24 protein-coding genes and 1 pseudogene are annotated in these 25690 nt (G+C 68.8%); 12 read left to right on the forward strand and 13 right to left on the reverse strand.

The annotated features are described in order from the left end of the window. Positions 1-4: 4 nt before the first annotated feature. From proB to rplU, 4 genes are all read right to left on the reverse strand, one after another. Positions 5-832, reverse strand: coding sequence for a glutamate 5-kinase (gene proB, locus QE374_RS02620; protein WP_309731934.1), 828 nt, complete (start codon positions 830-832; stop codon positions 5-7). Continuing rightward, positions 829-2319 (reverse strand): GTPase ObgE, encoded by a 1491-nt coding sequence (gene obgE, locus QE374_RS02625; protein WP_309731936.1) that lies wholly within the window; start codon positions 2317-2319, stop codon positions 829-831. The genes proB and obgE overlap by 4 nt, the downstream gene beginning before the upstream one ends. 75 nt (positions 2320-2394) lie before the next feature. Beyond that, complete coding sequence (gene rpmA / locus QE374_RS02630) at positions 2395-2652, reverse strand: 50S ribosomal protein L27 (RefSeq protein ID WP_137416800.1); 258 nt, start codon at positions 2650-2652, stop codon at positions 2395-2397. A gap of 20 nt (positions 2653-2672) precedes the next feature. After that, a complete protein-coding gene (rplU, locus tag QE374_RS02635; RefSeq protein WP_137416799.1) occupies positions 2673-2981 on the reverse strand; it encodes a 50S ribosomal protein L21 in 309 nt (102 codons plus the stop codon). Positions 2982-3212: 231 nt separating this feature from the next. On the opposite strand from rplU, the gene QE374_RS02640 reads away from it, so the two are divergent. Further along, positions 3213-3485 carry a DUF4031 domain-containing protein gene (locus QE374_RS02640; RefSeq protein ID WP_309731940.1) on the forward strand — a complete coding sequence of 91 codons (273 nt, stop codon included), beginning with the start codon at positions 3213-3215 and terminating at the stop codon, positions 3483-3485. Positions 3486-3493: 8 nt separating this feature from the next. Here QE374_RS02640 and QE374_RS02645 read toward each other — a convergent pair whose 3' ends face one another. After that, positions 3494-5965 carry an Rne/Rng family ribonuclease gene (locus QE374_RS02645; protein ID WP_396653311.1) on the reverse strand — a complete coding sequence of 824 codons (2472 nt, stop codon included), beginning with the start codon at positions 5963-5965 and terminating at the stop codon, positions 3494-3496. Between the two features lie 282 nt (positions 5966-6247). Here QE374_RS02645 and QE374_RS02650 point away from each other — a divergent pair, with 282 nt between their 5' ends. From QE374_RS02650 to QE374_RS02675, 6 genes are all read left to right on the forward strand, one after another. Continuing rightward, positions 6248-6850, forward strand: a complete 603-nt coding sequence (locus QE374_RS02650; protein WP_309731943.1) for a vitamin K epoxide reductase family protein — start codon at positions 6248-6250, stop codon at positions 6848-6850. 78 nt (positions 6851-6928) lie between these two features. Then, positions 6929-7327, forward strand: coding sequence for a YbaB/EbfC family nucleoid-associated protein (locus tag QE374_RS02655; protein ID WP_309731945.1), 399 nt, complete (start codon positions 6929-6931; stop codon positions 7325-7327). 4 nt (positions 7328-7331) lie between these two features. Beyond that, positions 7332-7631, forward strand: coding sequence for a WXG100 family type VII secretion target (locus tag QE374_RS02660; protein ID WP_309731946.1), 300 nt, complete (start codon positions 7332-7334; stop codon positions 7629-7631). Next, positions 7628-7951, forward strand: a complete 324-nt coding sequence (locus QE374_RS02665; RefSeq protein WP_309731948.1) for a hypothetical protein — start codon at positions 7628-7630, stop codon at positions 7949-7951. The genes QE374_RS02660 and QE374_RS02665 overlap by 4 nt, the downstream gene beginning before the upstream one ends. Continuing rightward, positions 7948-9504 carry a hypothetical protein gene (locus tag QE374_RS02670; protein WP_309731949.1) on the forward strand — a complete coding sequence of 519 codons (1557 nt, stop codon included), beginning with the start codon at positions 7948-7950 and terminating at the stop codon, positions 9502-9504. The genes QE374_RS02665 and QE374_RS02670 overlap by 4 nt, the downstream gene beginning before the upstream one ends. Before the next feature lie 49 nt (positions 9505-9553). Next, positions 9554-10006, forward strand: coding sequence for a hypothetical protein (locus QE374_RS02675; protein ID WP_309731951.1), 453 nt, complete (start codon positions 9554-9556; stop codon positions 10004-10006). 61 nt (positions 10007-10067) lie between these two features. Here QE374_RS02675 and ndk read toward each other — a convergent pair whose 3' ends face one another. The 4 genes from ndk to ileS are packed head-to-tail and all read right to left on the reverse strand — an operon-like array spanning position 10068 to position 15642. Beyond that, complete coding sequence (gene ndk, locus QE374_RS02680) at positions 10068-10484, reverse strand: nucleoside-diphosphate kinase (RefSeq protein WP_243228034.1); 417 nt, start codon at positions 10482-10484, stop codon at positions 10068-10070. Positions 10485-10490: 6 nt separating this feature from the next. After that, the gene (locus QE374_RS02685) at positions 10491-10898 is read right to left on the reverse strand and encodes a DUF4233 domain-containing protein (RefSeq protein ID WP_309731953.1); all 408 of its coding nucleotides are present in this window, start codon (positions 10896-10898) and stop codon (positions 10491-10493) included. Further along, positions 10895-12259 carry a folylpolyglutamate synthase/dihydrofolate synthase family protein gene (locus QE374_RS02690; protein WP_309731955.1) on the reverse strand — a complete coding sequence of 455 codons (1365 nt, stop codon included), beginning with the start codon at positions 12257-12259 and terminating at the stop codon, positions 10895-10897. The genes QE374_RS02685 and QE374_RS02690 overlap by 4 nt, the downstream gene beginning before the upstream one ends. Continuing rightward, positions 12256-15642: an isoleucine--tRNA ligase gene (gene ileS, locus QE374_RS02695; RefSeq protein ID WP_309731957.1), complete on the reverse strand. Its 3387-nt coding sequence runs from the start codon at positions 15640-15642 to the stop codon at positions 12256-12258. The genes QE374_RS02690 and ileS overlap by 4 nt, the downstream gene beginning before the upstream one ends. 241 nt (positions 15643-15883) lie before the next feature. Here ileS and QE374_RS02700 point away from each other — a divergent pair, with 241 nt between their 5' ends. Next, complete coding sequence (locus tag QE374_RS02700) at positions 15884-16408, forward strand: GNAT family N-acetyltransferase (RefSeq protein ID WP_309731959.1); 525 nt, start codon at positions 15884-15886, stop codon at positions 16406-16408. Here the strand turns inward: QE374_RS02700 and QE374_RS02705 are convergent. After that, a complete protein-coding gene (locus QE374_RS02705) occupies positions 16405-16866 on the reverse strand; it encodes a MarR family transcriptional regulator (protein ID WP_309731960.1) in 462 nt (153 codons plus the stop codon). The genes QE374_RS02700 and QE374_RS02705 overlap by 4 nt on opposite strands. Before the next feature lie 57 nt (positions 16867-16923). Here QE374_RS02705 and QE374_RS02710 point away from each other — a divergent pair, with 57 nt between their 5' ends. From QE374_RS02710 to QE374_RS02725, 4 genes and pseudogenes are all read left to right on the forward strand, one after another. Further along, positions 16924-17292, forward strand: coding sequence for a VOC family protein (locus tag QE374_RS02710; RefSeq protein WP_309731962.1), 369 nt, complete (start codon positions 16924-16926; stop codon positions 17290-17292). A 133-nt stretch (positions 17293-17425) separates the two neighbouring features. Then, a pseudogene (gene valS / locus QE374_RS02715) lies at positions 17426-20012 on the forward strand (valine--tRNA ligase). Position 20013: 1 nt separating this feature from the next. Further along, the gene (locus QE374_RS02720; RefSeq protein ID WP_309731964.1) at positions 20014-20265 is read left to right on the forward strand and encodes a hypothetical protein; all 252 of its coding nucleotides are present in this window, start codon (positions 20014-20016) and stop codon (positions 20263-20265) included. A gap of 44 nt (positions 20266-20309) precedes the next feature. Beyond that, positions 20310-22346 carry a M3 family metallopeptidase gene (locus tag QE374_RS02725; protein ID WP_309731966.1) on the forward strand — a complete coding sequence of 679 codons (2037 nt, stop codon included), beginning with the start codon at positions 20310-20312 and terminating at the stop codon, positions 22344-22346. 4 nt (positions 22347-22350) lie between these two features. On the opposite strand, the gene QE374_RS02730 is transcribed toward QE374_RS02725, so the two are convergent. The 3 genes from QE374_RS02730 to clpX form a co-directional block, all read right to left on the reverse strand. Continuing rightward, a complete protein-coding gene (locus QE374_RS02730) occupies positions 22351-22923 on the reverse strand; it encodes a hypothetical protein (protein ID WP_309731968.1) in 573 nt (190 codons plus the stop codon). 185 nt (positions 22924-23108) lie between these two features. Beyond that, positions 23109-24218: an epoxide hydrolase gene (locus tag QE374_RS02735; protein WP_309731970.1), complete on the reverse strand. Its 1110-nt coding sequence runs from the start codon at positions 24216-24218 to the stop codon at positions 23109-23111. A 68-nt stretch (positions 24219-24286) separates the two neighbouring features. Further along, positions 24287-25555 (reverse strand): ATP-dependent Clp protease ATP-binding subunit ClpX, encoded by a 1269-nt coding sequence (gene clpX / locus QE374_RS02740; RefSeq protein WP_309731972.1) that lies wholly within the window; start codon positions 25553-25555, stop codon positions 24287-24289. Positions 25556-25690: the final 135 nt, after the last annotated feature.

The raw sequence follows: 25690 nt of genomic DNA on the forward strand, positions 1-25690 counted from the left end.
CAGTTTAGCGACGCGTCAAGACCGGTCCGGTCAACGGGTGCTCCACCGGATGCGGGTTCGGCGCGAACCACGTGCCCACCTCGTCGCCGCCGAGAGCGGCGTCGACAAGGTCGATGCTCGTCACCAGCACGGCCACACCGGCGGCCGCAGCAAGGCGCGCCGCCGAGACCTTCGTCGCCGCTCCCCCCGTGCCGACGCTGTTGACGACGACGGAGCCGAACTCGTAGCCCGCGAGATCGTCGCCGTAGGGCACCTCGGCGATCGGTCGCGCCCCGGGCTCGTCCGGCGGCCGCGTATACAGGCAGGCGATGTCGCTGAGCAGCACGAGCGCGTCGGCGCTGATCAGCTGGGCCACCAGGGCGGCGAGGCGATCGTTGTCGCCGAAGCGGATCTCGTGGGTGGCGACCGTGTCGTTCTCGTTGACGATCGGCAGGATGCGCAGGCCGAGAAGACGTTCCATGGCCCGACGGGCGTTGGAACGGTGGGTCGGATTCTCGAGGTCGCCCGCCGTCAGCAGCACCTGGCCCGCGACCACGGCGAAGGGGCGCAGCGCCTCCTGGTAGCGATAGACGAGGATGTTCTGGCCCACCGCTGCGGCGGCCTGCTGCGTGGCCAGGTCGGAGGGCCGGGCGTCGAGCGCGAGGAAGGGCATCCCTGTCGCGATCGCTCCCGACGAGACCAGGACGACTTCGGTGCCGCGGCCGTGGGCTGCGGCCAGTGCCTCGACGAGCGGCTGGATGTTCGCCGCGTTCTCACCGCTGATCGACGACGAGCCCACCTTGACGACGAGACGCCTGGCCGCGGGCAGGTCGGCGCGCGAGCTCACGCTCACTCTTCGCCCTCGCGGATGCGCTCCGCCTCCAGCTCGGCGCGTGCAGCCGCCTTGGCGTCCATACGCTCGTGGTAGCGCTCGCGGCGCTGATTGGTCGTCCGGCGCCCGTCGAGATTGAAGCGCGGATCGGTGCCGCGCGGAGCCGTCATCAGCTCCGCGGCCGACGAGAGCGACGGATGCCAGTCGAACACGACGCTGTCGCCTTCGCCGATGACGACGGTCGCGCCGGGTGTCGCTCCAGCGCGGAACAGTTCGTCCTCGACGCCGAGCTTGTCGAGGCGGTCGGCGAGGAAGCCGACGGCCTCTTCGTTCTGGAAGTCGGTCTGCTGCACCCACCGCACCGGCTTCTCGCCGAGAACGCGATACACGGGCCCGTACGTGCCGCCCTCGACCCGCACGGAGAACTCCTTCTCGGAGCCCTTGGGACGGATGATGATGCGTTCGGGGGCGGGCTCGGCGGCGACCTCGGCACGGTGCTTCTCGACGATCTCGCCGAGCGCGAAGGTGAGCTCTCGCAGACCCGCGCGGCTGACCGTGGAGATCTCGAACACGCGGTAGCCGCGCTCCTCGAGATCGGGGCGCACGAGGTCGGCGAGATCGCGCGCCTCGGGCACATCGATCTTGTTCAACGCGACGACCTGCGGGCGATCCAGAAGCGGAACCTGCCCCTCGGGGACCTCGTAGGCTGCGAGCTCGGCGAGGATGACATCGAGATCGGACAGCGGGTCACGGCCGGGCTCCAGGGTGGCGCAGTCGAGCACATGGACCAGCGCGGTGCAGCGTTCGACGTGACGCAGGAACTCGAGTCCGAGTCCGCGACCGTCGCTCGCGCCCTCGATGAGTCCGGGCACATCGGCGACCGTGAAGCGCACGTCACCGGCCTGCACGACGCCCAGGTTCGGATGCAGCGTGGTGAACGGGTAGTCGGCGATCTTCGGCCGCGCGGCGGACACCGCGGCGATCAGGCTCGACTTGCCCGCGGAAGGATAGCCCACGAGTGCGACGTCGGCGACGGTCTTCAGCTCGAGACGGACGTCGCCTTCCCACCCGGGGGTGCCCAGCAGCGCGAAGCCAGGAGCCTTGCGCTTGGTGGTGGCCAGCGCCGCGTTGCCGAGTCCGCCACGTCCGCCGGGCGCCACGACGAAACGGATGCCGGGCTCGACCATGTCAGCGAGGACGGTGCCGTCCTCGTCCTTCACGACGGTGCCGACCGGAACGGGCAGCTCGACGGGCTCGCCCATCGCGCCGGAGCGGTTGTCGCCCATTCCGAAGCCGCCGTTCTCGGCGGTGCGATGCGGCGAGTGGTGATACGACAGGAGCGTGGTCACCTGCGGGTCGGCGACGAGGATGATGTCTCCCCCGTTGCCGCCGTTGCCGCCGTCGGGGCCGGCGAGCGGCTTGAACTTCTCACGGCGCACCGACACGCAGCCGTTGCCGCCCTTGCCCGCGCGCAGGTGAAGCGTCACTCGATCGACGAACGTGACCATGTGTGCGCCCTCCTGGATATGAAGCGAGGGGCGGGCCGAAGCCCGCCCCTCGCCGACGTCTGCGTGTGCGGCGGATTACTCCGCGGCGCCCACGATGTTGACGACCTTGCGGCCGCCCTTGGTGCCGAACTGGACGGCGCCGGCCGACAGTGCGAACAGCGTGTCGTCGCCACCGCGGCCGACATTGGCGCCGGGGTGGAAGTGCGTGCCGCGCTGACGGACGATGATCTCGCCCGCGTTGACGACCTGGCCGCCGAAGCGCTTCACGCCGAGGCGCTGTGCGTTCGAGTCACGACCGTTACGAGTCGAGCTCGCGCCCTTTTTGTGTGCCATTTCTTCGCCTCTTCCTGGACTTACTTGATGCCGGTGACCTTGACGCGCGTGAGGTCCTGACGGTGACCCTGGCGCTTCTTGTAACCGGTCTTGTTCTTGAACTTCTGGATCACGATCTTCGGGCCGCGCTCCTCACCGAGGACCTCGGCGGTGACCGTCACCTTGGCGAGCTTCGCCGCGTCGGTCGTGACCGCGTCGCCGTCGACGAGCAGGACGGCCGGCAGCTCGAGGGTCTCGCCGATCTTCGCCTGCTGGCGGTCGAGAACGACGATCGTGCCGACCTCGACCTTTTCCTGCCGGCCGCCGGCGCGCACAACTGCGTAAACCACTTCACACCTGTTTCGTCTTGGGAGCGCTCGGCTCCGATTGTCTGGAGGGACTCCGCCAGGGGCGGAGAAGTCCGGTGATGCATCGACTCGCACATCGTCAAGCCGGGTGCCCAGCGATAGGGCGACGCACCAAAGGAAGAGTTTACCCGATCGAGGGCCGAGGTGGCAAAAGGAGCCGGAGCGCGTGTCGCGCACGTCCGCACGCCTTCTGCGGCGCCCTACGATCATCGGATGGCGATCCTCATCGACGACCCTCGCTGGCCCGCTCACGGGCGGCTGTGGTCGCACTTGATCAGCGACAGCGATCTGGATGAGCTCCACGCCTTCGCCGCCGCCAACGGCATCCCTCGACGCGGCTTCGACATCGACCACTACGACGTCCCCGACGATGCGCACGAGCGCCTGGTGTCCGCCGGGGCCCACGCCGTGGACGGCCACACGCTCGTCCGAGCGCTGATCGCCTCAGGGCTGCGTGTCACCGCCCGCGAACGTCGCGGACGGTGACACCGGCCTCATTCGCCGTCGGGAACGTGCACGACGGGTGTGCCGGTGAGCGCCGCGGTCGTCACACGGCGACGTCCGCGACCCTGTCCCGGGGCCTTCGGCTCGGGTAGCGCATCCAGGACGGAGTCGAGCAGCAGCTCCTTCTCCGACTTGGGCTTCGCCTCGTGGCGCGGCTTCTTGCGCTTGGCGCGCGGCCGCTCCTCGACCTGCTCGACGACCTCCACCGCTGCGACCGAGACCTCGACGTCGGAGACGATCGCCTCCTCGGAGCCCGGGTGGATCGTGGATGCGGCGATCTGAGCCAGCGCAGACTTCACACCTGCGGTGATGACGTGCGCCTGGCCCGCCGGGGGCTGCGGCTGCGTGTTCTGTCGCGACCGACGTCCGTTGCCGTTGTTCGCGCCGCCGTTGCCGCCGCCGTTCCCGTTCCCGTTGCCCGCGCCGCCGCGGTGCTTGACGACAGGGTCGTGGTGGACGATGACGCCACGCCCGGCGCACACCTCGCAGGCTTCGCTGAAGGTCTCGAGCAAGCCGAGGCCCAGCTTCTTGCGGGTCATCTGTACGAGCCCGAGAGAGGTGACCTCGGCGACCTGGTGCTTCGTGCGGTCGCGACTCAGGCACTCGATCAGGCGGCGCAGCACGAGATCGCGGTTGGACTCCAGCACCATGTCGATGAAGTCGACGACGATGATGCCGCCGATGTCGCGCAGGCGCAGCTGGCGGACGATCTCCTCCGCGGCCTCGAGGTTGTTCTTGGTGACGGTCTCCTCGAGGTTTCCACCCGAGCCGACGAACTTCCCGGTGTTGACATCGACGACGGTCATGGCCTCGGTGCGGTCGATCACGAGGGAACCGCCCGAGGGCAGCCAGACCTTGCGGTCGAGTGCCTTCTCGATCTGTTCCGTGACGCGGAAGTCGTCGAACGGGTCTCCCCCGCCCTCGTATCGCTGGACGCGCTCCAAGAGGTCGGGGGCGACGGCCTCGAGGTACCCCTCGATGGTGTGCTGCGCCTCCTCGCCCTGGATGAGCATCTTCGTGAAGTCCTCGTTGAACACGTCGCGCACGATCTTCACGAGCAGGTCGGGCTCGGAGTGCAGCAACGCCGGTGCCTGGACGGACTCGTTCTGACGGCTGATGTGCTCCCACTGCGCGGTGAGGCGCTGCACGTCGCGCGTCAGCTGCTCCTCGGTCGCGCCTTCGGCCGCGGTGCGGACGATGACGCCCGCGGACTCCGGGAGCACTTCCTTCAGGATGCGCTTGAGGCGCGCGCGCTCGGTGTCGGGGAGCTTGCGGGAGATGCCGTTCATCGCGCCCCCGGGCACGTACACGAGGTACCGGCCGGGGAGCGAGATCTGGCTGGTGAGGCGAGCGCCCTTGTGCCCGACGGGATCCTTCGTGACCTGCACGAGCACCTTGTCGCCGCTCTTGAGCGCCAGCTCGATGCGTCGCGGCTGATTGCCGGTCTCCACCGCATCCCAGTCGACCTCGCCCGAGTAGAGGACGGCGTTGCGCCCGCGACCGATGTCGACGAAGGCCGCCTCCATGCTCGGAAGCACGTTCTGCACACGACCGAGGTAGACGTTGCCGATGAGCGACGCGTCCTGGTTGCGGGCCACGTAGTGCTCGACGAGGACGTTGTCCTCGAGCACGGCGATCTGGATGCGGCCGTTCTTCGAGCGGACGACCATCACGCGGTCGACGGCCTCGCGGCGGGCGAGGAACTCCGCCTCCGTGACCACGGGGCGGCGGCGTCCGGCATCACGACCGTCGCGACGGCGCTGCTTCTTGGCCTCGAGCCGGGTCGAGCCCTTGATGCGCTGCGGCTCGGTGATGACCTCGACGGCGCGCTGACGCGGCGGGCGGGCGGATTCTCCGCTGTCGGCACCGTCGCGCTCGGAGCCACGTCGGCGACCGCGACGGCGGCTCGATGACGACGACGGGGCGTCCTCGTCCTCAGGCTCGGGAAGGGCGGGCAGCGCCACGACCTCGGGAGCGTAGAAGTGCAGCTGGGTGGAGACGGCTGACACGAAGACCTCGGGCAGCAGGCCCAGCGAGACCGCCGTGACGGGACCGGGCTTCTCCGCGGGTTCCTCAGGCTTCGGTTCGACGACGGCGGCGGGCTCCTCGGCGGCGGCGACCGGCTCGTCGGATGCGGGCTCTGCCGCAGCCTCGGTCGGTTCATCCGTCGCGGAGTCGACAGGTGCGTCGTCAGCGGAGGGGGCCGCATCGGCCGTCGCGTCCGGCGTCCCCGCCGACTGCTCGGACACAGGTTCGGCCACCTCGTGCGCATCCGCATCCGCGTCGCCCACCGGCGCTGCATCCTCGGGCGCGGCGGGCGCGTCAACCGCGTCAGCCTCCTGCGAGAGCTCGCCCACCGCGGACTCCTCCGCCGCCGGGGCGGCCTCGTCCACGGGGAACGTCAGCTGCCCGTCGCCCTGCTCATTGCGATCATCGGACTGGTTTGCGTCATCGGCCTTCACCGGCGTACTCCTCACCGGGGCGACACCGCGCGTCGCCCGGCAAAATCTCGTGCGGCGCCGCACCAGCGGTGCCGTCGGCTCATTCGGTCTGCAGCCGGCACACGGCACGGGCTGCGCGGGCGGTCATTGCCCGAAGTCTGCGTCGATGACCCGCGCAGCGCGGCCGCGCAGAGCATCGACAGCCATTATCGCACTTCCGGCGCCGATCCGCGTCAGGCACGATGGCCGCGGCCCGTCGCCGCCCTCAGCGCGCGCATGAGAACGCGGTGCCATAATCCGAACATGTCCGACTCCCAGGCTCCCTCACGCCCGATCGCTCTGGCCGTCTGGCTCATCGTCGCCGGAGTCGTCGGCTGGATCGCAGCGTTCTCGCTCACGATCGAGCGCTTCCACCTCCTCGCCGATCCGAACGCCACCGCATCCTGCGATTTCAGCGTCCTCGTCCAGTGCACCGCGAACCTGCAGTCCTGGCAGGGCAGCGTGTTCGGGTTCCCGAACCCGATCCTGGGGCTGGGCGGTTGGGTCGCGCCCATCGTGGTCGGTGCCGCCCTCCTCGCGGGCGCACGCTTCAACCGCTGGTTCTGGCTGGCGTTCTGGGCCGGCATGGCCTTCGCCTTCGCCTTCGTGTGCTGGCTGATCGCGCAGAGCATCTTCTCGCTCGGGACTCTCTGCCCCTGGTGCATGGTCACGTGGTCGGTGACGATCCCCTCGTTCTTCGCCGTGACCCTGCACGTGTTGCGCAACGGCTCCGTCCCCGTCGGTGCGCGAGTTCGCGACGTCGCCGGCACACTGGCCGCCTGGGTGCCCCTCATGGCGGTCGTGGCCTACGCGATCATCGCCGTGCTGGCCGAGACGCGCCTCCACGTGCTCGCCACGCTTGTCTGATCCGGGCGCTGTCCACAAGGGTTCCCGACGAACTTCTCCGGCTCGCTAGGGTGATGGCGAGTCAGGGGAGGGAACTCGATGTCACTGGAAGCAGACAGCCTGGCCGCGCTCGAAGCGGCGCGGATGCAAGTGATCGCACAGACCGAACGGGCGCGCACCGCGGCCCATGACGCGGCCCGTATGGCCGACGACGTCCGTGACGCGCGGGCGAGCATCAGTTCCGTCGGCCGCGAGGTCGTCGTCAGCGCCCGCGCGGGCGGCGCGATCGAACAGGTCGACATCGCCGAGGGGGCGTTCGATCTGGATGCCCGGACGCTGTCTCGGCTGGTGACCGACACCGTGCGCGAGGCGCAGCGAGCCGCCGCGGAGGCCGCCCTGGCTCGCATGGCGGACTCGCTGGGGGCGGACTCCCCTCTCCTGGCACAGACCCGCGAGCAGGTGCAGGCCCAGTTCGGCGCCGGCACGGATCTGCGGTGACGCGATGCTGGAGCAGCTGACCGTCACGCCCATCCGCCTCGCGGACGCGGCCACCAACATCCGCGACGCGGCACAGGCCATCGACGACATCCTCGAGCGACTCGATGACGAGGCGAAGACCCTTCGCGCCGAATGGTCCGGTGAGGCACAGATCGCCTTCGACGCGTCGCGCCTGCGTTTCTCCGATGCGCTCGAGAGCCGAACGGAGACCGTGCGCAAGATCTGCGCCGCGCTCTCTGCACTCGCTGACGGCTATTCGCAGATCGACCTCGAGAGCGCGCGTGCGCTGGGAGCGGCATCATGACCGGGGCCGCGAACCAGCGGATCGTTCTGGACGGCGACGTCCTCACATCCCAGGTGAACACGCTGCGTGAAGCGTCGAGCACCTTCTCCACGGTGGCCGGCAAGGTCGACTCCCCCCTCTCGGGCGATGCATTCGGTCTGCTGAGCCAGGGAATCCTGGTGCCCGCGGTCCAGGCGCTCGCGGGTCGCTCGCGTGAACTGGTGACCACCGCACGCGAGCTGACCGAGAAGATGGCCGACGGCACCGACACCGCCCTGAAGGCCTTCTCGTCGCTCGAAGAGGATGCGGCGGACGCGTTCAACAAGGGGGACGAATCGTGAGCGGCGCAGCAGCCATCGCGGGCGAGATCCGAAGCGGGAGCTGGGCGGGCGGACTTCCCGCGTCCGGACCCGGCGGCGACGCCTGCGCGCAGATCCCGGGCTTCGCAGGGCTCCTGCTGCAGTACGTCCAGCCGTTGCGGGAGCTGTTCGACCAGCTCCTGGGCAACTCGGCCGAGGTGGCGGGCTTCGCGGCCAACTGGGAGGACTCGGCCAACGAGCTCGCGCAGCTCGCGCCCCAGTTCACGAGCGCTCGCAACGCGCTCGCCGAACTGGACGGGCGCACCGTGCGTGCGCTGCGCGAGCGCTATGAGGATCTGTCGGTGATCGCAACGGATGCGGCGGAGTGGACATCGGCGACCGCCGGCGCCCTCCGGCTCGCCGCCCGTATCGTCGATGCCACGCGCTCGTTCGTCTGCGACCTGCTGGTGCGTCTGTCGCGCTTCGCCGACGAGCTGTTCTCCTTCACCCTCAATCCGTTTGAGGCGGCCGACCGGATCAAGAACTTCGCCGAGGCCGCCTACGAACTCGTCGAGGCCGGCAGCCGCCTCGTCACAGATCTGCTCGAAGCGCTCTTCGCGCTGGCGTCCCTCATCCAGCGCCTCATGCCCCTGGTGGCCGAGGCCCTGGCCGAGTTGAAAGAGATCATCGCTCAGATGCTGCCCGCCATCGGCGGCGCCATCGGGTCCGTTCTGGGCACCGCCTTCGGCCCGTTGGGCCCGCTCGGGGGCAGTCTGGTGGGCTCCATCCTGGGCGGCGCCGGCGAGAACTTCCTCCAGAAGGACGCGGATGTCGAGGAGCTCGACCCGGCGAACATGACCGAGGAGCAACGCAAGGCATGGGAGGAGGCCCAGGGCGTCCGGAAACTGGACTCCCTCTCCGATCTCGTGTCGGTCAACGGGACGACCGACCGCATGGGCGGCGAGGATGCATCCGTCATCGATATCAAGCGTGTCGTCGGCCCGGACGGCAAGGAGCATTGGGTCGTCTCCCTGCCCTCCACACAGGACTGGCAGCTGATGGGAGATACGGGCGCGCTCAACGATCGCGACTCGAACGTCGCACTGATGATGGACAATCCGGCGTTCCGGACCGTCTACGAGCGAGCTGTGCTGGAGGCCATGAAGGACGCGGGCATCTCCCCCGGAGACGACGTCGTGCTCACCGGATTCAGCCAGGGCGGGATCATGGCCGCCAACCTCGCCTCGGACCCGACCTTCCCCTACAACACGGTCGGCGTCGTGACCAACGGATCCCCGATCGACACGTTCAACATCCCGCCGAACATCCCCGTCTACGCGTTCCAGCACGCCAACGACGCGGTGCCGATGCTCGACGGCAACGTGTCCGGCGCGACGGGGACCAACGTGAACCGCGTGATCCTGCCGCCGATGAGCAACCCCATCGAGGCGCACAACAACGAGAACTACACCAACTCCGTGGCGGCCTGGGAGGCGCAGTACCGCGAGATCTACGGCACGGCGCCTCCGGGACTCGACCTGCTCACGGGAGAGGTCGTCGAGCACAGCATGTTCACCGCATCCGAGGGCCGATGACACGGTCCACCGACGACGGCCGGTCGGACGGTCGCGGAGAGGGGGCGCCATGCGCTCGAGATTCCTCCGCCGTGTGACGGCGGCCATGGCGGCCGTCGTGGCGGTCCCCGCGGCACTCACGGGGTGCTTCGCGGCGCCGCCGGCGGATTCGTCCTACGAGCAGAAGATCCCTGCGGCGCTGGAGTCCGCGGATCTCGGACTCTCCGACGTGTGGGCGAGTCGGAGCACCGACGGCTTCGCCGTCGTGCTGAATGTCGGCGGGACGTCCTCACGCGAGGACGTGTCGCCGGACGATCTGCGGGAGATGCTCCAGATCATCCGATCCAACAACACGCTCGGCGGCGACAAGCTCGACTTCTCGTTGCGCACCGCGGACGACAGCGCCTTCGTGGACCTGGACGGCCCCGCGCAGTCGCTCGGCGCGCCGGCGCGGGTGAGTGCGAGCGACGGCCCCCTGGGGATCGTGCTCGACTGGGACCAGGTGAACAGCATCATCGGCTGACCACATTCACGACGAAGCCCGCCCCTCGCTGAAGGGGCGGGCTTCGTCGTGAGCGAGAGGGTCAGCCGAACCAGATGCCGAGCTCGCGCGCGGCGGATTCGGGGCTGTCGCTGCCGTGCACCAGGTTCTGCTGCACCTTGAGACCCCAGTCGCGGCCGAAATCGCCGCGGATCGTGCCGGGAGCAGCAGTGGTCGGGTCTGTGGTGCCGGCGAGGGAACGGAACCCCTCGATGACACGGTCTCCGGCAAGGCGGATCGCCACCGACGGGCCCGACATCATGAACTCGACGAGCGGCTCGTAGAACGGCTTGCCCTCATGTTCGGCGTAGTGCTGCTCGAGCCGCCCACGATCGGGCTCGACCAGACGCAGGTCGACGAGCGCATAGCCCTTCGCCTCGATACGGGCGAGGATGGCGCCGGTGAGCCCGCGGGCCACACCGTCCGGCTTGACGAGGACGAGGGTTTCTTCGATGGCCATGGTGGGTCAATCTCCGTTCGCAGTCGCGGATGCGGCGGCCAGACGCGCGTTGCGGCGGTCCAGCGATGCTCCCTTGATCGTCGCATACGCCCACATGCCACCGAAAATGAACGCGACCAGCAGGATGGCGGGCTCGAGGATCGCAGACGCTGCCAGGAGCACCTGCAGCGCCCATCCGAGAGCGATCCCCCATCGCCAGCGCACCACGCCGCTCGCGGCGATCATCACGACGGCGAAGACGGATCCCACGACGACCGCCCACCACGGCTCGACGCCGTCGGGAGTGGACTTGAGGCCGTAGATGACGAGCCAGGCGAGAAAGACGACGATCGTCTCGAAACCGAGCACGACCTGCGCGAGCGACTCCTGCGCACCGCGCTGACGCCGCACCCGCGGCGGACGCTTCGCGCTCACGCCGACCACCCGTCCTTCCAGGCCTCGGCCTCCGCGAGGGCGAGCGCCTCTCCCGCCAGCACGACGGAACCGGCGATGACCACGGCACGTCGATCGGATGCGGCGGCCCACTGCCGGGCGGCCTCGGCCGCATCCGCGAGGTCGGTGTGGACGGTCACGCGCAGGCCCTGCGCCTCGACGAGGTCTGCGATCGTGTCGGCGTCGTTCGCCCGCTCGGAGTCGGGAGCGGTGGCGAACACATGGGCCGCGACGGGGGCGAGGGTCGCAACGATCCCCTCCGCATCCTTGTCGCCGAGGACGCCGAGCACGACCCCCCACTCGTCGAAGTCGAACGATCCGCGCAGCGCCTCCACGAGGGCCGTGGCCCCGTGGGGGTTGTGGGCCGCATCGACGACGACCGTCGGATGCGCGCCCACCAGCTGGAGACGTCCGGGCGAGGTCGCCTGGCCGAGTCCGTCGGTCACGACGTCCGGGGCGAGCCGCTGGGAGCCCGCGCCGATGAGGGACTCGACGGCGGCGATCGCCAGGGCGGCGTTACGACCCTGGTGCTCGCCGTAGAGCGGCAGGTAGAGCTCCGAGTACTCACCGGCCAATCCCTGCACGTCCAGGAGCTGGCCCCCGACGGCGAGGCGATAGGACCGAAGCGCGAAGTCGGTGCCCTCGACCGCGATCGTCGCTCCCCGAGCAGCGGCGGTCTCGCGCAGAACGCGATCGACCTCGGGCTCCTGCGCGGCGGAGACGACCACGGCGTCCTGCTTGATGATGCCGGCCTTCACGCGCGCGATCTTCTCGATCGTGTCGCCGAGTCGGTCGGCGTGGTCCATGCCGACGGGCGCGATGACGGCGACGTCGCCGTCAGCGGTGTTCGTCGAGTCCCACTCGCCGCCCATGCCGACCTCGATGACGGCCACATCGACGGGGGCGTCGGAGAACGCCACGAACGCCAGCACGGTCAGCACCTCGAAGAACGTGAGCCGTGCACCGCCCTCGGCGACGAGCTCCGCGTCGACCAGCTCGATGAAGGGGAGGATCTCCTCCCATGCCTCGACGACCGCCGCATCCGCGATCGGTTCGCCGTCGACCATGATCCGCTCGGTGAAACGCTCCAGGTGAGGGCTCGTGAACAGCCCGGTGCGCAGCCCCATCGTCCTCAGGAGGCTCTCGATCAGCCGGCTCGTGGACGTCTTCCCGTTGGTGCCGGTCACGTGGACGACGCGGTATGTCCGCTGCGGATCGTCCAGCAACTCGAGCACGCGGCGCGTGCGCTCGATGCGCGGTTGCACCCACTGCTCGCCCTGCCGCTCCAGCAGCGCCGCGTAGACAGCGTCGGCACGATTGCGTTCGCTCTCGGTTCCGCTCATCGTGCGACCTCCACTCGTGCGACGCTCACCGTGAACGGACCCGTGTTCGCATACGCTCCCGCGGCGAACTCCCCGGTGTGCTCGACATCGGCGCTGTCGACGGCTCGTCGGATGCGTTCGACCCCGTCCGCGCCCGTGACCATCGCCTGAACCGCCAGGGTCTCCCCCGCGACGTCCGCCGCGTCGAACGCCGACGCCACGGCGTCCGCGTCGGCCGCATCCGCGAACGTCAGGACGAGCCGGATGCGGTCGCTGACTTCGAAGCCGGCCGCCTTGCGCGTGTCCTGCACGGCGCGGATGACGTCGCGTGCCAGGCCCTCTGCTTCGAGCGCGGGCGTCGTCGCGGTCGCCAGCAGCACGAAGCCGCCGCCACCGAGCACGGCCAGCGCCTCACCCTCCGGGCGCCCACTGGTCTCGAACACGAGGTCGTACTCCGCCGGCTCGAGCGCGATGCCGCCCGCCGTCACGACACCGTCGCGCTCGGACCAGTCACCGTCCTTGGCGGCGCGGATGACCTGCTGCACGAGCTTTCCGAGGCGGGGGCCCGCGGCGCGCGCGTTCACCGTGAGGCGGTGCGTGATGCCGTACTCCGTCGCCGTGTTCTCGCCGAGCTCGACCAGTTCGATCGCCTTCACGTTCAGCTCATCACGCAGGATGTCGTCGAACTGCCCGAGCGCGCCGGCGTGCGGCACGACGACGGTCAGCAGCGGCAGCGGCAGCCGCACCCGCTTGCCTTCACGCTTGCGCAGGGCGTTGGCCACCGAGGAGACCTCGCGCACCGCATCCATCGCCTCGCGGATGTCGGCGGCGTCGGCGAAGGCGGACGCATCCGGCCAGTCGGTCAGGTGCACGCTGCGACCGCCCGTGAGCCCCTGCCAGACGCGCTCGGCGACGAGCGGGATGAGAGGCGCCGCCACACGTGTGAGCGTCTCGAGCACCGTGTAGAGCGTGTCGAACGCCTCCGTCGAGCGAGCGTCGTCGCCGACGCCGACCCAGAAGCGGTCTCGAGAGCGACGGATGTACCAGTTCGTCAGCACCTCCGCGAAGTCGCGCAGGCGCGCGGCGGCCGTCGTCGAGTCGAGCACCTCCAGATCAGCGGCCACATCGCGCACGAGGTCGCCGGTGAGGGCGAGGATGTAGCGGTCCAGGACATCGGTCGAGTCGGTCCGCCACCGCGCCTCGTACCCCGAACCGTCGGGTCCGCCCGCGGCGTTCGCGTACGTGGAGAAGAAGTACCACGTGTTCCACAGCGGCAGCAGGAACTCGCGTACGCCCGCGCGGATGCCTTCCTCGGTCACCACGAGGTTGCCGCCGCGCAGCACCGAGCTCGACATGAGGAACCAACGCATGGCGTCGGAGCCGTCGCGATCGAAGACCTCGCTGACGTCCGGATAGTTGCGCAGCGACTTCGACATCTTCTGACCGTCGCTGCCGAGGACGATGCCGTGGCAGGAGACGCCCGTGAACGCCGGACGGTCGAAGAGCGCGCCCGAGAGCACGTGCATGACGTAGAACCAGCCGCGTGTCTGCCCGATGTACTCGACGATGAAGTCGGCGGGTGCGTGGGTGTCGAACCACTCGCGGTTCTCGAACGGGTAGTGCACCTGGGCGTAGGGCATGGAGCCCGAGTCGAACCAGACGTCGAAGACGTCCTCGATCCGCCGCATGGTCGACGCTCCCGTGGGGTCGTCCGGGTTGGGGCGGGTCAGCTCGTCGATGTACGGGCGGTGCAGGTCGACGTTGCCCTCGGGGTCGCGGGGCAGTCGTCCGAAGTCGCGCTCGAGCTCCTCGAACGAGCCGTACACGTCGATACGCGGATAGGCGGGATCATCGCTCTTCCACACGGGGATGGGCGAACCCCAGTAACGGTTGCGGCTGATCGACCAGTCGCGCGCTCCTTCGACCCACTTGCCGAACTGGCCGTGCTTCACGTTCTCGGGAGCCCACGTGATCTGCTCGTTGAGCTCGACCAGGCGCTCCTTGACGTCGGTGACCCGCACGAACCAGCTGGAGACGGCCTTGTAGATCAGGGGGTTACGGCAGCGCCAGCAGTGCGGGTAGGAGTGCTCGTAGCTGGCCTCGCGCAGCAGACGCCCCTCCTGGCGCAGCAGACGGATGAGGGGGCGATTGGCATCGAGCCACAGCTCGCCGGCGACGTCGGCGACCTGCGGCAGGAACCGTCCGCCGTCGTCGAGGCTCACGATGGTCGGCAGTCCGGCCGCATCCGCGAGACGCTTGTCGTCCTCACCGTAGGCCGGCGCCTGGTGGACGATGCCGGTGCCGTCGGTGGTCGTGACGTAGTCGTCGACCAGGATGCGCCAGGCATCCTGGGTTCCCCACGTCTCGGCGTCCGCGTAGTAGTCGAACAGGCGGTCGTAGGACACACCCGCCAGCTCCGCACCGACGATCCGTCGCTCCACGGCGTCGCGCGCCGCATCCGCCGACTCGTAGCCGAGATCCTTCGCGTGGGCGCCGACGAGGTCCGCGGCGAGCAGGTAACGGTGCGCGCTGGTCTCGAGGGCATCGTCGGGCGTTCCATCGGGGGCCCGGTGGACGTCGGCGGCGCCTGAGGGACCGGCGGGCAGCACGGCGTACTCGATGGCGGGACCGACCGCGAGCGCGAGGTTGGTGGGAAGCGTCCACGGCGTCGTCGTCCACGCGAGCGCGCGCACCCCGGTGAGCCCGAGCGCCTCGGCCTTCGCGCCGACGAGCGGGAACGTGACCGTCACCGAGGGATCCTGGCGCATCTTGTAGACGTCGTCGTCCATGCGCAACTCATGGCTCGACAGCGGCGTCTCGTCGCGCCAGCAGTACGGCAGCACCCGGTAGCCCTCGTACGCGAGACCCTTGTCCCACAGGCTCTTGAACGCCCAGAGAACGGACTCCATGTATCCGGTGTCGAGCGTCTTGTACCCGCGTTCGAAGTCCACCCACCGCGCCTGGCGGGTGACGTAGTCCTGCCACTCGTGCGTGTACGCCAGCACGGATTCGCGGGCCTTCGCGTTGAAGGTCGCCACTCCCATCCGCTCGATCTCGTCCTTCTCGGTGATCCCGAGCTGCTTCATCGCCTCCAGCTCGGCCGGGAGTCCGTGGGTGTCCCAGCCGAAGACGCGGTCGACCTTCTTGCCCCGCATGGTCTGGAAGCGCGGGAAGAGGTCCTTGGCGTACCCGGTGAGCAGGTGACCGTAGTGCGGCAGACCGTTGGCGAACGGGGGGCCGTCGTAGAAGACCCATTCGTCGGCACCCTCACGCTGAGCGATGGATGCACGGAAGGTGTCGTCGGCGGACCAGAAGTCGAGCACCTCGCGCTCGATCTCGGGGAAGCGCGGGCTCGGCGTGACGTCGGCAGCGGGCCCGAAGGCCGAGGAACGGGGGTAGGTCATCGTCATCTCGCAGGGGTCGAAGAACTCTTCCTGCCGGGACGGCCGTAGCCGCGGTACCACCCTGCTTGCCGGAGAAACGACCCCGACCACTTTCACTGCGGCGATGACGGGCCTGCCCCGCTCGGTTCTACTGGGCGCGAACGCCTTTCTTCCGAGAGCTCCCCGGTGATGGCCGGATCCGTGCTTGTACCTGCGATTCTAGCGCGCCGCGAGGTGGATCCAGGTCGACGAAGATGGATGCATGCAGATCGTGACCGACCGTCTGACACTGCGCCCGATGACCGAGGACGATCTTCCTGCGCTGCGGGCGATCCTGGGCGATGGCATCACGATGACCGCCTATGAGGGCGCCTTCGACGAGGACGAGATCCGCGCGTGGCTCTCCGGGCAGTTGCGCCGCTATGCGGAAGACGGCTTCGGTCTCTGGGCAGTCGTGCACGCCGGCGACATGATCGGCCAGGCGGGCATCACCCGGCAGCGGATCGAAGCCGACGAGGTGCACGAGGTGGGCTACCTCTTCCGCCGCGACCAGTGGCATCGGGGTTTCGCTGTCGAGGCCGCGTCCGCCTGCCGTGACTGGGCGTTCGACGAGCTCGGGGTCGACGCCGTCTGGGCGAAGGTCCGGAGCACGAACATCGCGTCCATGAACGTCGCCATCCGGCTCGGGATGCGGGTGCGTCGCGCCTTCACCACGCACTACCGCGGTGTGGACATGCCGCACCTGGGCTTTGCGATCGATCGCGCGCAGGCGCGAGCCACGGTCTAGGCAGACGCGTCGGGAGCGGCCCGCAGAGAGCGCACCATGCTCGTCAGGGCGGTGAAGGCGGCGGACTGCTCGGCGTCGGTCAGTCCCGACAGCATCCGAGCCTCGACCGAACGCACCGCCGCGCTGGCCTCATCGAGGCGCCGCCTCCCCACGGGGGTCAACCGAGTGGGAAGCGCCTTGCCCACGGCAGCATCGGCGGGACGGACGACCTCGCCGTCACGCTCGAGCGCCTGCAGCAGCACGTTCATGGACTGACGGGTCACGAACGTGCCCCGAGCCAGTTCGGAGTTGGTCGAGCCGGGCCGCTGGGCGAGCAGTTCCAGGCATGAGTAGTGCGTGATCGTCATGCCGAGGGGCCGGAGCACATCCTCCATCGCGGTGCGCAGCGCGCTCGCCGCCTGTTTCAGGAGATAGCCCAGAGACGTATCCAGGTGGATCTGCGGACGGGATTGACTCATGTCAGTATTCTGACATAGAGTGCGTGTCAGTTATCTGACATACAGCGAGGAGTTCCCATGCCCGTCACCGGCCCCGACTTCATCTCCCTCCAGGTGCGCGATCTCGATGCGTCGCAAGCCTTCTACGAAACCCACCTCGGACTCGTGCGCTCCCCCGCCGGTCCCCCTCATGCGGTGGTGTTCACGACGACGCCCATCGCGTTCGCACTGCGCGATCTTCTCCCCGACACCGACCTCTCGGGCGTCGATCAACCGGGCATCGGCACGGCCGTCTGGCTGCACGCGACCGGCGTCCGGGAGATCCACGACGGCCTGGTCGCCGCGGGACACACCATCGTCTCGGAGCCGGTCGAGGGCCCGTTCGGACTCACCTTCACCTTCGCAGACCCGGACGGCTACCGCATCACCCTCCACGATCGCGCCTGATACACGACTCGGTGCTCCCAGCACCGACGTGCCGCATCCCTCCTCGGATGCGGCACGTCGGCGTCCCGTTAGACTTGCCGCACCGCACACTCAGGCACGCTCACACGGTGCCGCACATATCGAGGAGACACCCATGGCCATTCCCGACAAGCCCGCACTCGAGGGCCTCGAAGCCAAGTGGGACCAGACCTGGTCCGCCGAGGGCACGTACCTCTTCGATAGAGAGGCCGCGAAGAAGTCCGGCCGCGGCGGCGTCTTCTCCGTCGACACGCCTCCGCCCACCGCATCCGGCTCGCTGCACATCGGTCACGTGTTCAGCTACACGCACACCGACGTGAAGGTGCGCTTCGAGCGGATGCGCGGCAAGACCGTCTTCTACCCCATGGGATGGGACGACAACGGGCTGCCGACCGAGCGGCGCGTGCAGAACTACTACGGCGTGCGCTGCGACACCTCGCTGGCCTACGACCCCGACTTCACTCCCCCGTTTCGCGGCGACGCGAAGAGCCTGAAGCCCGCCGACCAGGTGCCGATCAGCCGCCGCAACTTCATCGACCTGTGCGAAGAGCTCACTCTCGAGGACGAGAAGGCGTTCGAGGCCGTCTTCCGCCAGCTCGGACTCTCCGTGGACTGGACACAGACGTACCGCACGATCTCGAACGACACGATCCGCACGAGCCAGCTGGCGTTCCTCCGCAACCTGGAGCGCGGCGAGGCGTATCAGGCGCTCGCTCCGACGTTGTGGGACATCGACTTCCGCTCGGCCATCGCCCAGGCCGAGCTCGAGGACCGCGAGCAGCAGGCGTCGTACCATCGCCTCGCCTTCCACAAGACCGATGGCTCGGGTGACATCCACATCGAGACCACCCGCCCCGAGTTGCTGGCGGCGTGCGTCGCTCTCGTGGCCAACCCCAACGACGAGCGATACCAGCCGCACTTCGGTCAGACCGTGCGCACGCCCGTGTTCGGTGTCGAGGTGCCCGTGCTCGCCCATCCGTTGGCGCAGCAAGACAAGGGCTCGGGCATCGCGATGGTGTGCACCTTCGGCGACGTCACCGACATCATCTGGTGGCGGGAGCTGGATCTGCCGAACCGCACGATCCTCGGCAAGGACGGCCGCATCCTCCCCGACGCACCCGCGGCCCTTCGACACCGATGCGGCGAAGACCGCGTACGCGGAGCTGGCGGGGCTCACCGTCTTCAGCGCCAAGAAGAAGATGGTCGAGCTTCTGGAAGCATCCGGCGAACTGCTCGAGGTGTCGAAGCCCTTCAACCACCCGGTGAAGTTCTACGAGAAGGGCGACCGCGCTCTCGAGATCGTCTCGACCCGACAGTGGTACCTGCGCAACGGCGCCCGTGACGAAGCCTTCCGCGAGAAACTGCTCGCCCTCGGTGCGGGCATGCAGTGGCATCCCGACTTCATGCGCGTGCGCTACGAGAACTGGACCAACGGACTGACGGGCGACTGGCTCATCAGCCGCCAGCGCTTCTTCGGTGTTCCGATCCCCGTGTGGTACCCGCTGGATGAGAACGGCGAGCGGGTCGAGGGCGGCGTCATCACGGCCGACGTCGCATCCCTTCCCGTCGACCCGACCACCGACACGGCTCCCGGCTACGACGAGTCGCAACGCGGCGTCCCGGGCGGCTTCGAGGGAGAGAAGGACATCTTCGACACGTGGGCGACATCCTCGCTCACCCCGCAGCTGGCCGGCGGCTGGCAGCGCGACGAGGAACTGTGGGATCTCGTCGCGCCGTTCGACCTGCGCCCGCAGGGCCAGGACATCATCCGCACCTGGCTGTTCTCCACGATGGTGCGCTCCGCCCTCGAGGACGACCGCGCGCCGTGGACGGATGCGGCCATCAGCGGCTTCATCGTCGACCCCGACCGCAAGAAGATGTCGAAGTCCAAGGGCAACGTGGTCACGCCCGCCGACATCCTGGACCAGCACGGCACCGACGCAGTGCGCTACTGGGCGGCCTCGAGCCGGCTCGGCGCGGATGCCGCGTTCGACCCGCAGAACCCCACCCAGGTCAAGATCGGCCGACGCCTGGCGATCAAGGTGCTCAACGCGGCGAAGTTCGTGCTGTCGTTCCCCGTCCCCGACGGCGCCCAGGTCACCCATGCGCTGGATGCAGCGATGCTCGCCACGCTCGATCGCGTCGTGCGCGACGCGACGACGGCTTTCGAGGCGTACGACCATGCGCGGGCCCTGGAGATCACCGAGTCGTTCTTCTGGACCTTCTGCGACGACTACCTCGAACTCGTCAAGGAGCGCGCCTACGATCAGGGCGACGTGGGACAGGCATCGGCGGCGTTGGCCCTGCGCACGGCACTGTCGACGCTGCTGCGCCTGCTCGCGCCGGTGCTCTCGTTCGCGACGGAGGAAGCCTGGTCGTGGTTCGAGGACGGCTCCGTGCACACCGCCGCGTGGCCTGTGCCGCTCGCGCCGAACGACGGCGACACCGAGGCCGGCGACCCCGCCGTCCTCGCCGCGGCGAGTTCCGCGCTCATCGCCATCCGGCGCGCCAAGACCGAGGCGAAGGCTTCGCAGAAGACGCCGATCGCGCGCCTGACCCTCGGGGCGCCGTCGGCGATCGCCGCCGCCCTAGCGAGCGCCGAGGGCGATCTCAAGGCCGTGGGCCGCATCACGGATCTCGCTATCGTCGACGCCGAGACGGTGCACGTCGTCGACATCGAGTTCGCCCCGCAGGAGGTCTGATATGCAGCTCGGCACACGTTGGAGCGCCCGCACGGAACCGCCCGCCTCGGTCCCCGCCGCGCTCCGCGAGCAGATCGCCGCCGTGGAATCGGCCATCACGGAGTCGCAGTGGTCGTCGCAACCGACTCCGCGCTGGACGCTGACGTGGCTCGAGGGGCGCCCGGTCGCAGAACTCGACACGGGCGTCATCGTGTCGCTCGATGCCGACGGTGCAGCGGTCGTCCACCACGACGTCGACGACGAATTCGCCTGAGCTCAGACTCTCGGCCCTCCTCCGAGCGCCGATAGTCTGAGCGGATGGCGTCCGTCAATCCGCTGCTCTCCCCGTCCAGCCTGCCCTACGCGCTTCCCGACTACGCCGCGATCGAGCCGGAGCACTATCTGCCCGCGTTCGACGAGGCGTTTCGTCAGCACCGTGCGGAGGTCGAGCGGATCGCTTCCGAGACGGCCCCTCCGACGTTCGAGAACACGCTCGTCGCCCTCGAGCGCGCCGGCGAGACGCTCGACCGCGTGAGCCGCACCTTCTTCACCGTCTCGTCGGCGGATGCCACTCCCGCCATCCAGGCGATCGAGGAGGAGCTCGCGCCTCTGCTCTCCGCTCACGGCGACGCCATCCGACTCGATGAACGTCTCTACGCGCGGGTGAGCGCCCTGCACGAGGTGCGCGAGACTCTGGGACTGGATGCGGAGTCGTTCCGCCTGCTCACGCGGACCCACCGCGAACTCACCCTGGCCGGTGCCGGACTCTCCCCCGACGACAAGCGGCGTCTCGTCGAGATCAACACCCGACTGTCCACACTCACCACGACGTTCGAGAAGCACCTGCTCTCCGACACGAATGAGCTCGCGGTGCATGTGAGCGACGAGCGGGAGCTGGCGGGGCTCGCGGCCGGTGAGCGATCCGCCGCAGCCAGGGCGGCCGAGCAGCGGGGCCTGGACGGCTGGCTGATCACTCTGCCGCTGTTCACAGGGCATCCGTGGCTGGCGTCGATTGCCGGCCGGTCCCTGCGGGAGCGCATCATGAGCGCCTCGCGAGCCCGCGGCGGACGGGGCGGCGACAACGACAACGGCGCGACGGTGCGTGAGATCGTGCGTCTGCGGGCGGAGCGGGCGGCGCTTCTCGGCTTCGCCACGCACGCGGCCGCCGTCACCGCCGACCAGACCGCCGGCTCCCCCGAAGCGGTCGCCGCGTTGCTGCGACGCCTGGCGGAGCCCGCGTCCCGCAACGCCGCCGCGGAGAAGGCGGCTCGCGCGCAGGTCGCCGGCATCACGGACTTCGCGGCGCACGATTGGGCTTACGCGACCGAGCAGGTGCGCGCGGCGCAGCTGGATATCGACACGGCAGAACTGCGTCCCTGGTTCGAGGCGGAACGGGTGCTGCGCGACGGCGTCTTCGCTGCCGCCACCGCGCTCTACGGCATCACCTTCGGCGAGCGGCTCGACCTCGTGGCCTATCACCCCGGCGCCCGTGTCTTCGAGGTCTTCGAAGAGGACGGCGCGGGGCTCGGGCTCTACATCCTCGATCTCTACACGCGCGACACGAAGCGCGGGGGCGCGTGGATGAACTCCATCGTGACACCGTCCGACCTGCGCCGGTCGGCGCCCGTCGTGGTGAACAACCTCAACGTGTCGGACCCCGGCGAGGGACAACCGACCCTCCTGACCCTCGACGAGGTCACGACGCTCTTCCACGAGTTCGGCCATGCGCTTCACGGGCTGTTCGCCCACACGCGGTACCCGCACTTCGCGGGCACGGCCGTCTTCCGCGACTTCGTCGAGTTCCCGAGTCAGGTCAACGAGATGTGGATGCTCGCTCCTGGCGTCGTCGAGAACTACGCCCGCCACATCGAGACCGACGAACCGCTGCCCCCGGACGTGATCGAACGACTGAACGCATCCGGAACGTTCGATCAGGGGTTCGCGACGAGCGAGTACCTCGCCGCCGCCTGGCTCGACCTCGCCTGGCACTCGCTGAGCGTCGATGACGCGTCGGCCGAGATCGACGTCCTGGAGTTCGAGCGACGTGCACTCGAGGACATCGGCCTCACGGAGCCCGCGGTGCCCCCGCGCTACTCGACGACGTACTTCGCCCACATCTTCTCCGGCGGATACAGCGCCGGTTACTACTCCTACATCTGGAGCGAGGTCCTCGACGCGGACACGGTCGAGTGGTTCGGCGAGAACGGCGGCCTGGATCGGGCCGCAGGCGAGCGGTTCCGCCGCCGGCTGCTCGGCGTCGGCGGCGCGAAGGACCCGCTCGAGGCGTACCGCGACTTCCGCGGCCGTGACGCGGCGATCGACCCGCTGCTGCGACGGCGCGGCCTTCACGCCTGAGGGTTCAGCGCCAGCCGAGGAGGTCTCGGACGACCTTCCGCGATGCGGGAGAGCCGTCGTTCTCGATCCGCCAGAGCTTTTCGCGCGAGACGAAGACGCCGTCGGCACGGAAGCGTTCCTCGATTCCGTCCCAAGCACGCCGGAGCAGCGGTGCCGCGTCGTTGCTGTCGGACGCACCCCGCACGGATACGTGGGAGGCGATGAGCAGCTCTGTGGCCTCGGCGCAGGCTCGTGCGCAGACGATGACGAGTGTCGGCGTCACCGCCCGCCGGAAGGGGACGAGGAAGTCGAGCCCGCTGCCCTCAACCAACCACGTCATCGCCCCGCGCTTCCTGGAGATGGTCACATCACCCAGGTACAGGTTCCTGGCGGTCCACTCGGACCCCGATGCGAGCACCTGCTCTTCGAATCCGTCGTCACCGCCGGCGAAGCCTTGCAGTTCCAGCGCCCGCACTGCCGCGTCGCGGGCGCATGCGGCATCCGTCTCGACGACGAAGCGCGCCGCGCGGCCGGGCAGCCCGTTCCACCGCAGCGGACCAACTCGCGCGTCCCTGCCATGCCCGGAGATACCGCTCATCCCCGTCCCCAGAGCTCCCGAGCGACCGGCTGGCGCGAAACGCATGTCAGCGCCGCGACCGACGGTCCTGGTCGTGATTGCGAGTTCTCGCTCATGACGATGTTCCGCTCCCCCGTGCTCATCACGTCAGCCTACAAAGCCGACGTCCACCGGAAGATGCCGCTTGCGCCGAGAATCGGCCCGGCTCACCACACGGTTGCCGCGAAGTCGCGCACCCGTTCCGCCATGGCCGCGGGAACCTCGGCGATCGTGAAATGGCCGCCTTCGGGAAGCCGCTCGAACGTGCGCAGATCGCGGTAGAACCCGCGTGCAAGCGATTCGGGGTAGTCCCATTCATGCCGCTGGATGAAGACGGCGGCGGGAACCTCGACGGCGGGAATGGGACCGGGATCGTCCGCACCCTCGTAGTACGGGCGGAACGAGCTCGCGATGGAGGATGACAGCCAGTACACCATCGCCTCCGTCAGGATGCGCTCACGCGAGATTCGGCGCTCGACGAGCCGCGGATCGGCGTGGGGAGTGTCGCTCCAATCGACGAGCTTCTCGGCGATCCAGGCCAACAGCCCGGCCGGAGAGTCGTTCAGCGCCGCGGCCAGCGTGTCTGGCCGCGTCTCCTGCACCCGGCCGTAGGCTCCCTCGGTCTCATGGAACGCCGCGATACGTGCGAAGAAGGCGCGCTCGAGGGGGTCGGTGAGCGCGGCTCGCTCGGTGCTTGTAGGAAAGTGCGCATGGGTGACGAGGATGCCGGCGACCTGGTCGCGATGGGATGCCGCGATGAGGTCGCTGACGTTGGCCGTGACGTCCTCGCCGTACGTGAGATAGCGGGAGTAGCCGAGCACGTCGGTCATGAGCGTGTGCATCGTCGTGGCGAGCCGTCGCTCCGTGAGCGGGCCCGTCGCCGGCGCCGAGAAGCCGAACCCGGGGATACTCGCGACGACGACGTGCATGTCAGGCAGGAGGTCGGCGAAGTCGAGCTGCAAGGCGAAGGAGTGCGGCCAGCCGTGCATGACCAGAAGCACGGGAGCGTCCGGGGCGGCCGCTCGACGATGCATGAAATGCACGGCAGCGCCGTCGATCTCGGTGAGGAACTGCGGGTGCGAGTTCAGCCAGGCCTCACGTCCGCGCCAATCCCACTCCCGCCAGGAAGCCACTAGCTCGGCGAGATAATCCGCGGTCATCCCCGACCAGCTCCGCCGAGGCGAGTCGGGCAGCAGCCGGGTTCGGGCGAGGCGATCGTCGAGATCCTCGAGCATTTCATCCGACGCGTGGACGGTGAAGGGCTCGATGCGATTCATAACTCGACGCTAGACCGGGCTTAGGACATCCGCCGCGCTCAGCGGCGGGGACGCGTTCGAACGAGCCCTCAGGCGGTCTTGCGCTTCTGTCTCAGCACCAACGTGGGCGCGGCGCCCTCCTCCACTGCTGCGCGGGTGACGACGACCTTGGCGACATCCTCGCTGGAGGGAATCTCGAACATGATCGGACCCAAAACGTCCTCGAGGATCGCGCGGAGGCCGCGGGCGCCGGTCTTGCGGGAGACGGCCAGCTCGGCGATCGACTCGAGCGCGTCGCGCTCGAAGTCGAGTTCCACATCGTCCAGCTCGAACATGCGCTGGTACTGCTTGACGAGGGCGTTCTTGGGCTCCGTGAGGATCTCCATCAGCGCCTCGCGGTCGAGCGGCGAGACCGCAGCCACGACGGGAAGCCGGCCGATGAACTCAGGGATGAGGCCGAACTTGTGCAGGTCTTCCGGCAGCACCTCGCTGAAGAGGTCGGGCGCATCGTCCTTGCGCTGCAGCGGAGCGCCGAAGCCGACCCCGTGCTTGCCCACGCGCGCGGAGATGATCTCTTCGAGGCCGGCGAACGCGCCCGCCACGATGAACAGCACGTTCGTCGTGTCGATCTGGATGAACTCCTGGTGCGGATGCTTACGGCCGCCCTGCGGCGGCACGGACGCAACCGTGCCCTCCAGGATCTTCAGCAGCGCCTGCTGCACGCCTTCGCCCGACACGTCACGCGTGATCGAGGGGTTCTCGGCTTTGCGGGCGATCTTGTCGACCTCGTCGATGTAGATGATGCCCGTCTCGGCGCGCTTCGTGTCGAAGTCGGCGGCCTGCAGAAGCTTGAGCAGGATGTTCTCGACGTCTTCGCCGACGTAGCCCGCCTCGGTCAGCGCGGTGGCATCGGCGACGGCGAAGGGCACGTTGAGGCGCTTGGCGAGCGTCTGAGCGAGGTAGGTCTTGCCGCATCCGGTCGGGCCGAGCATGAGGATGTTGCTCTTGGCGATGTCGACCTCGTCGGCACGCTGATCGGCGGAGATGATCGTGCTCTGCGCTCGCACGCGCTTGTAGTGGTTGTAGACCGCGACGGACAGAGCACGCTTGGCCTGCTCCTGCCCGACGACGTAGTCCTCCAGGAAGGAGAAGATCTCACGCGGCTTGGGCAGATCGAACTCGGCGACCTCGCCGGATGTCTGCTCGGCCATGCGCTCTTCGATGATCTCGTTGCACAGCTCGACGCATTCGTCGCAGATGTACACACCAGGGCCTGCGATGAGCTGCTGCACCTGCTTCTGGCTCTTGCCGCAGAAGGAGCACTTGAACAGGTCGGCGCTCTCACCGATTCGTGCCATGATGCCTCTCTTCCCCCCGGATAGCTGCGCGGTACATCGAGCCTAACCGGAGTCGGGGACAACGGTCGTATTGCGCGTCAGGATGTGTGCAGACAGCACGACGCCCCGGTCCTCGCTCGGACCGGGGCGTCGTCT

Origin of the sequence: Microbacterium sp. SORGH_AS_0428 (assembly GCF_031453615.1) — a bacterium.
In the GTDB taxonomy this organism is placed as follows: Bacteria; Actinomycetota; Actinomycetes; order Actinomycetales; family Microbacteriaceae; genus Microbacterium.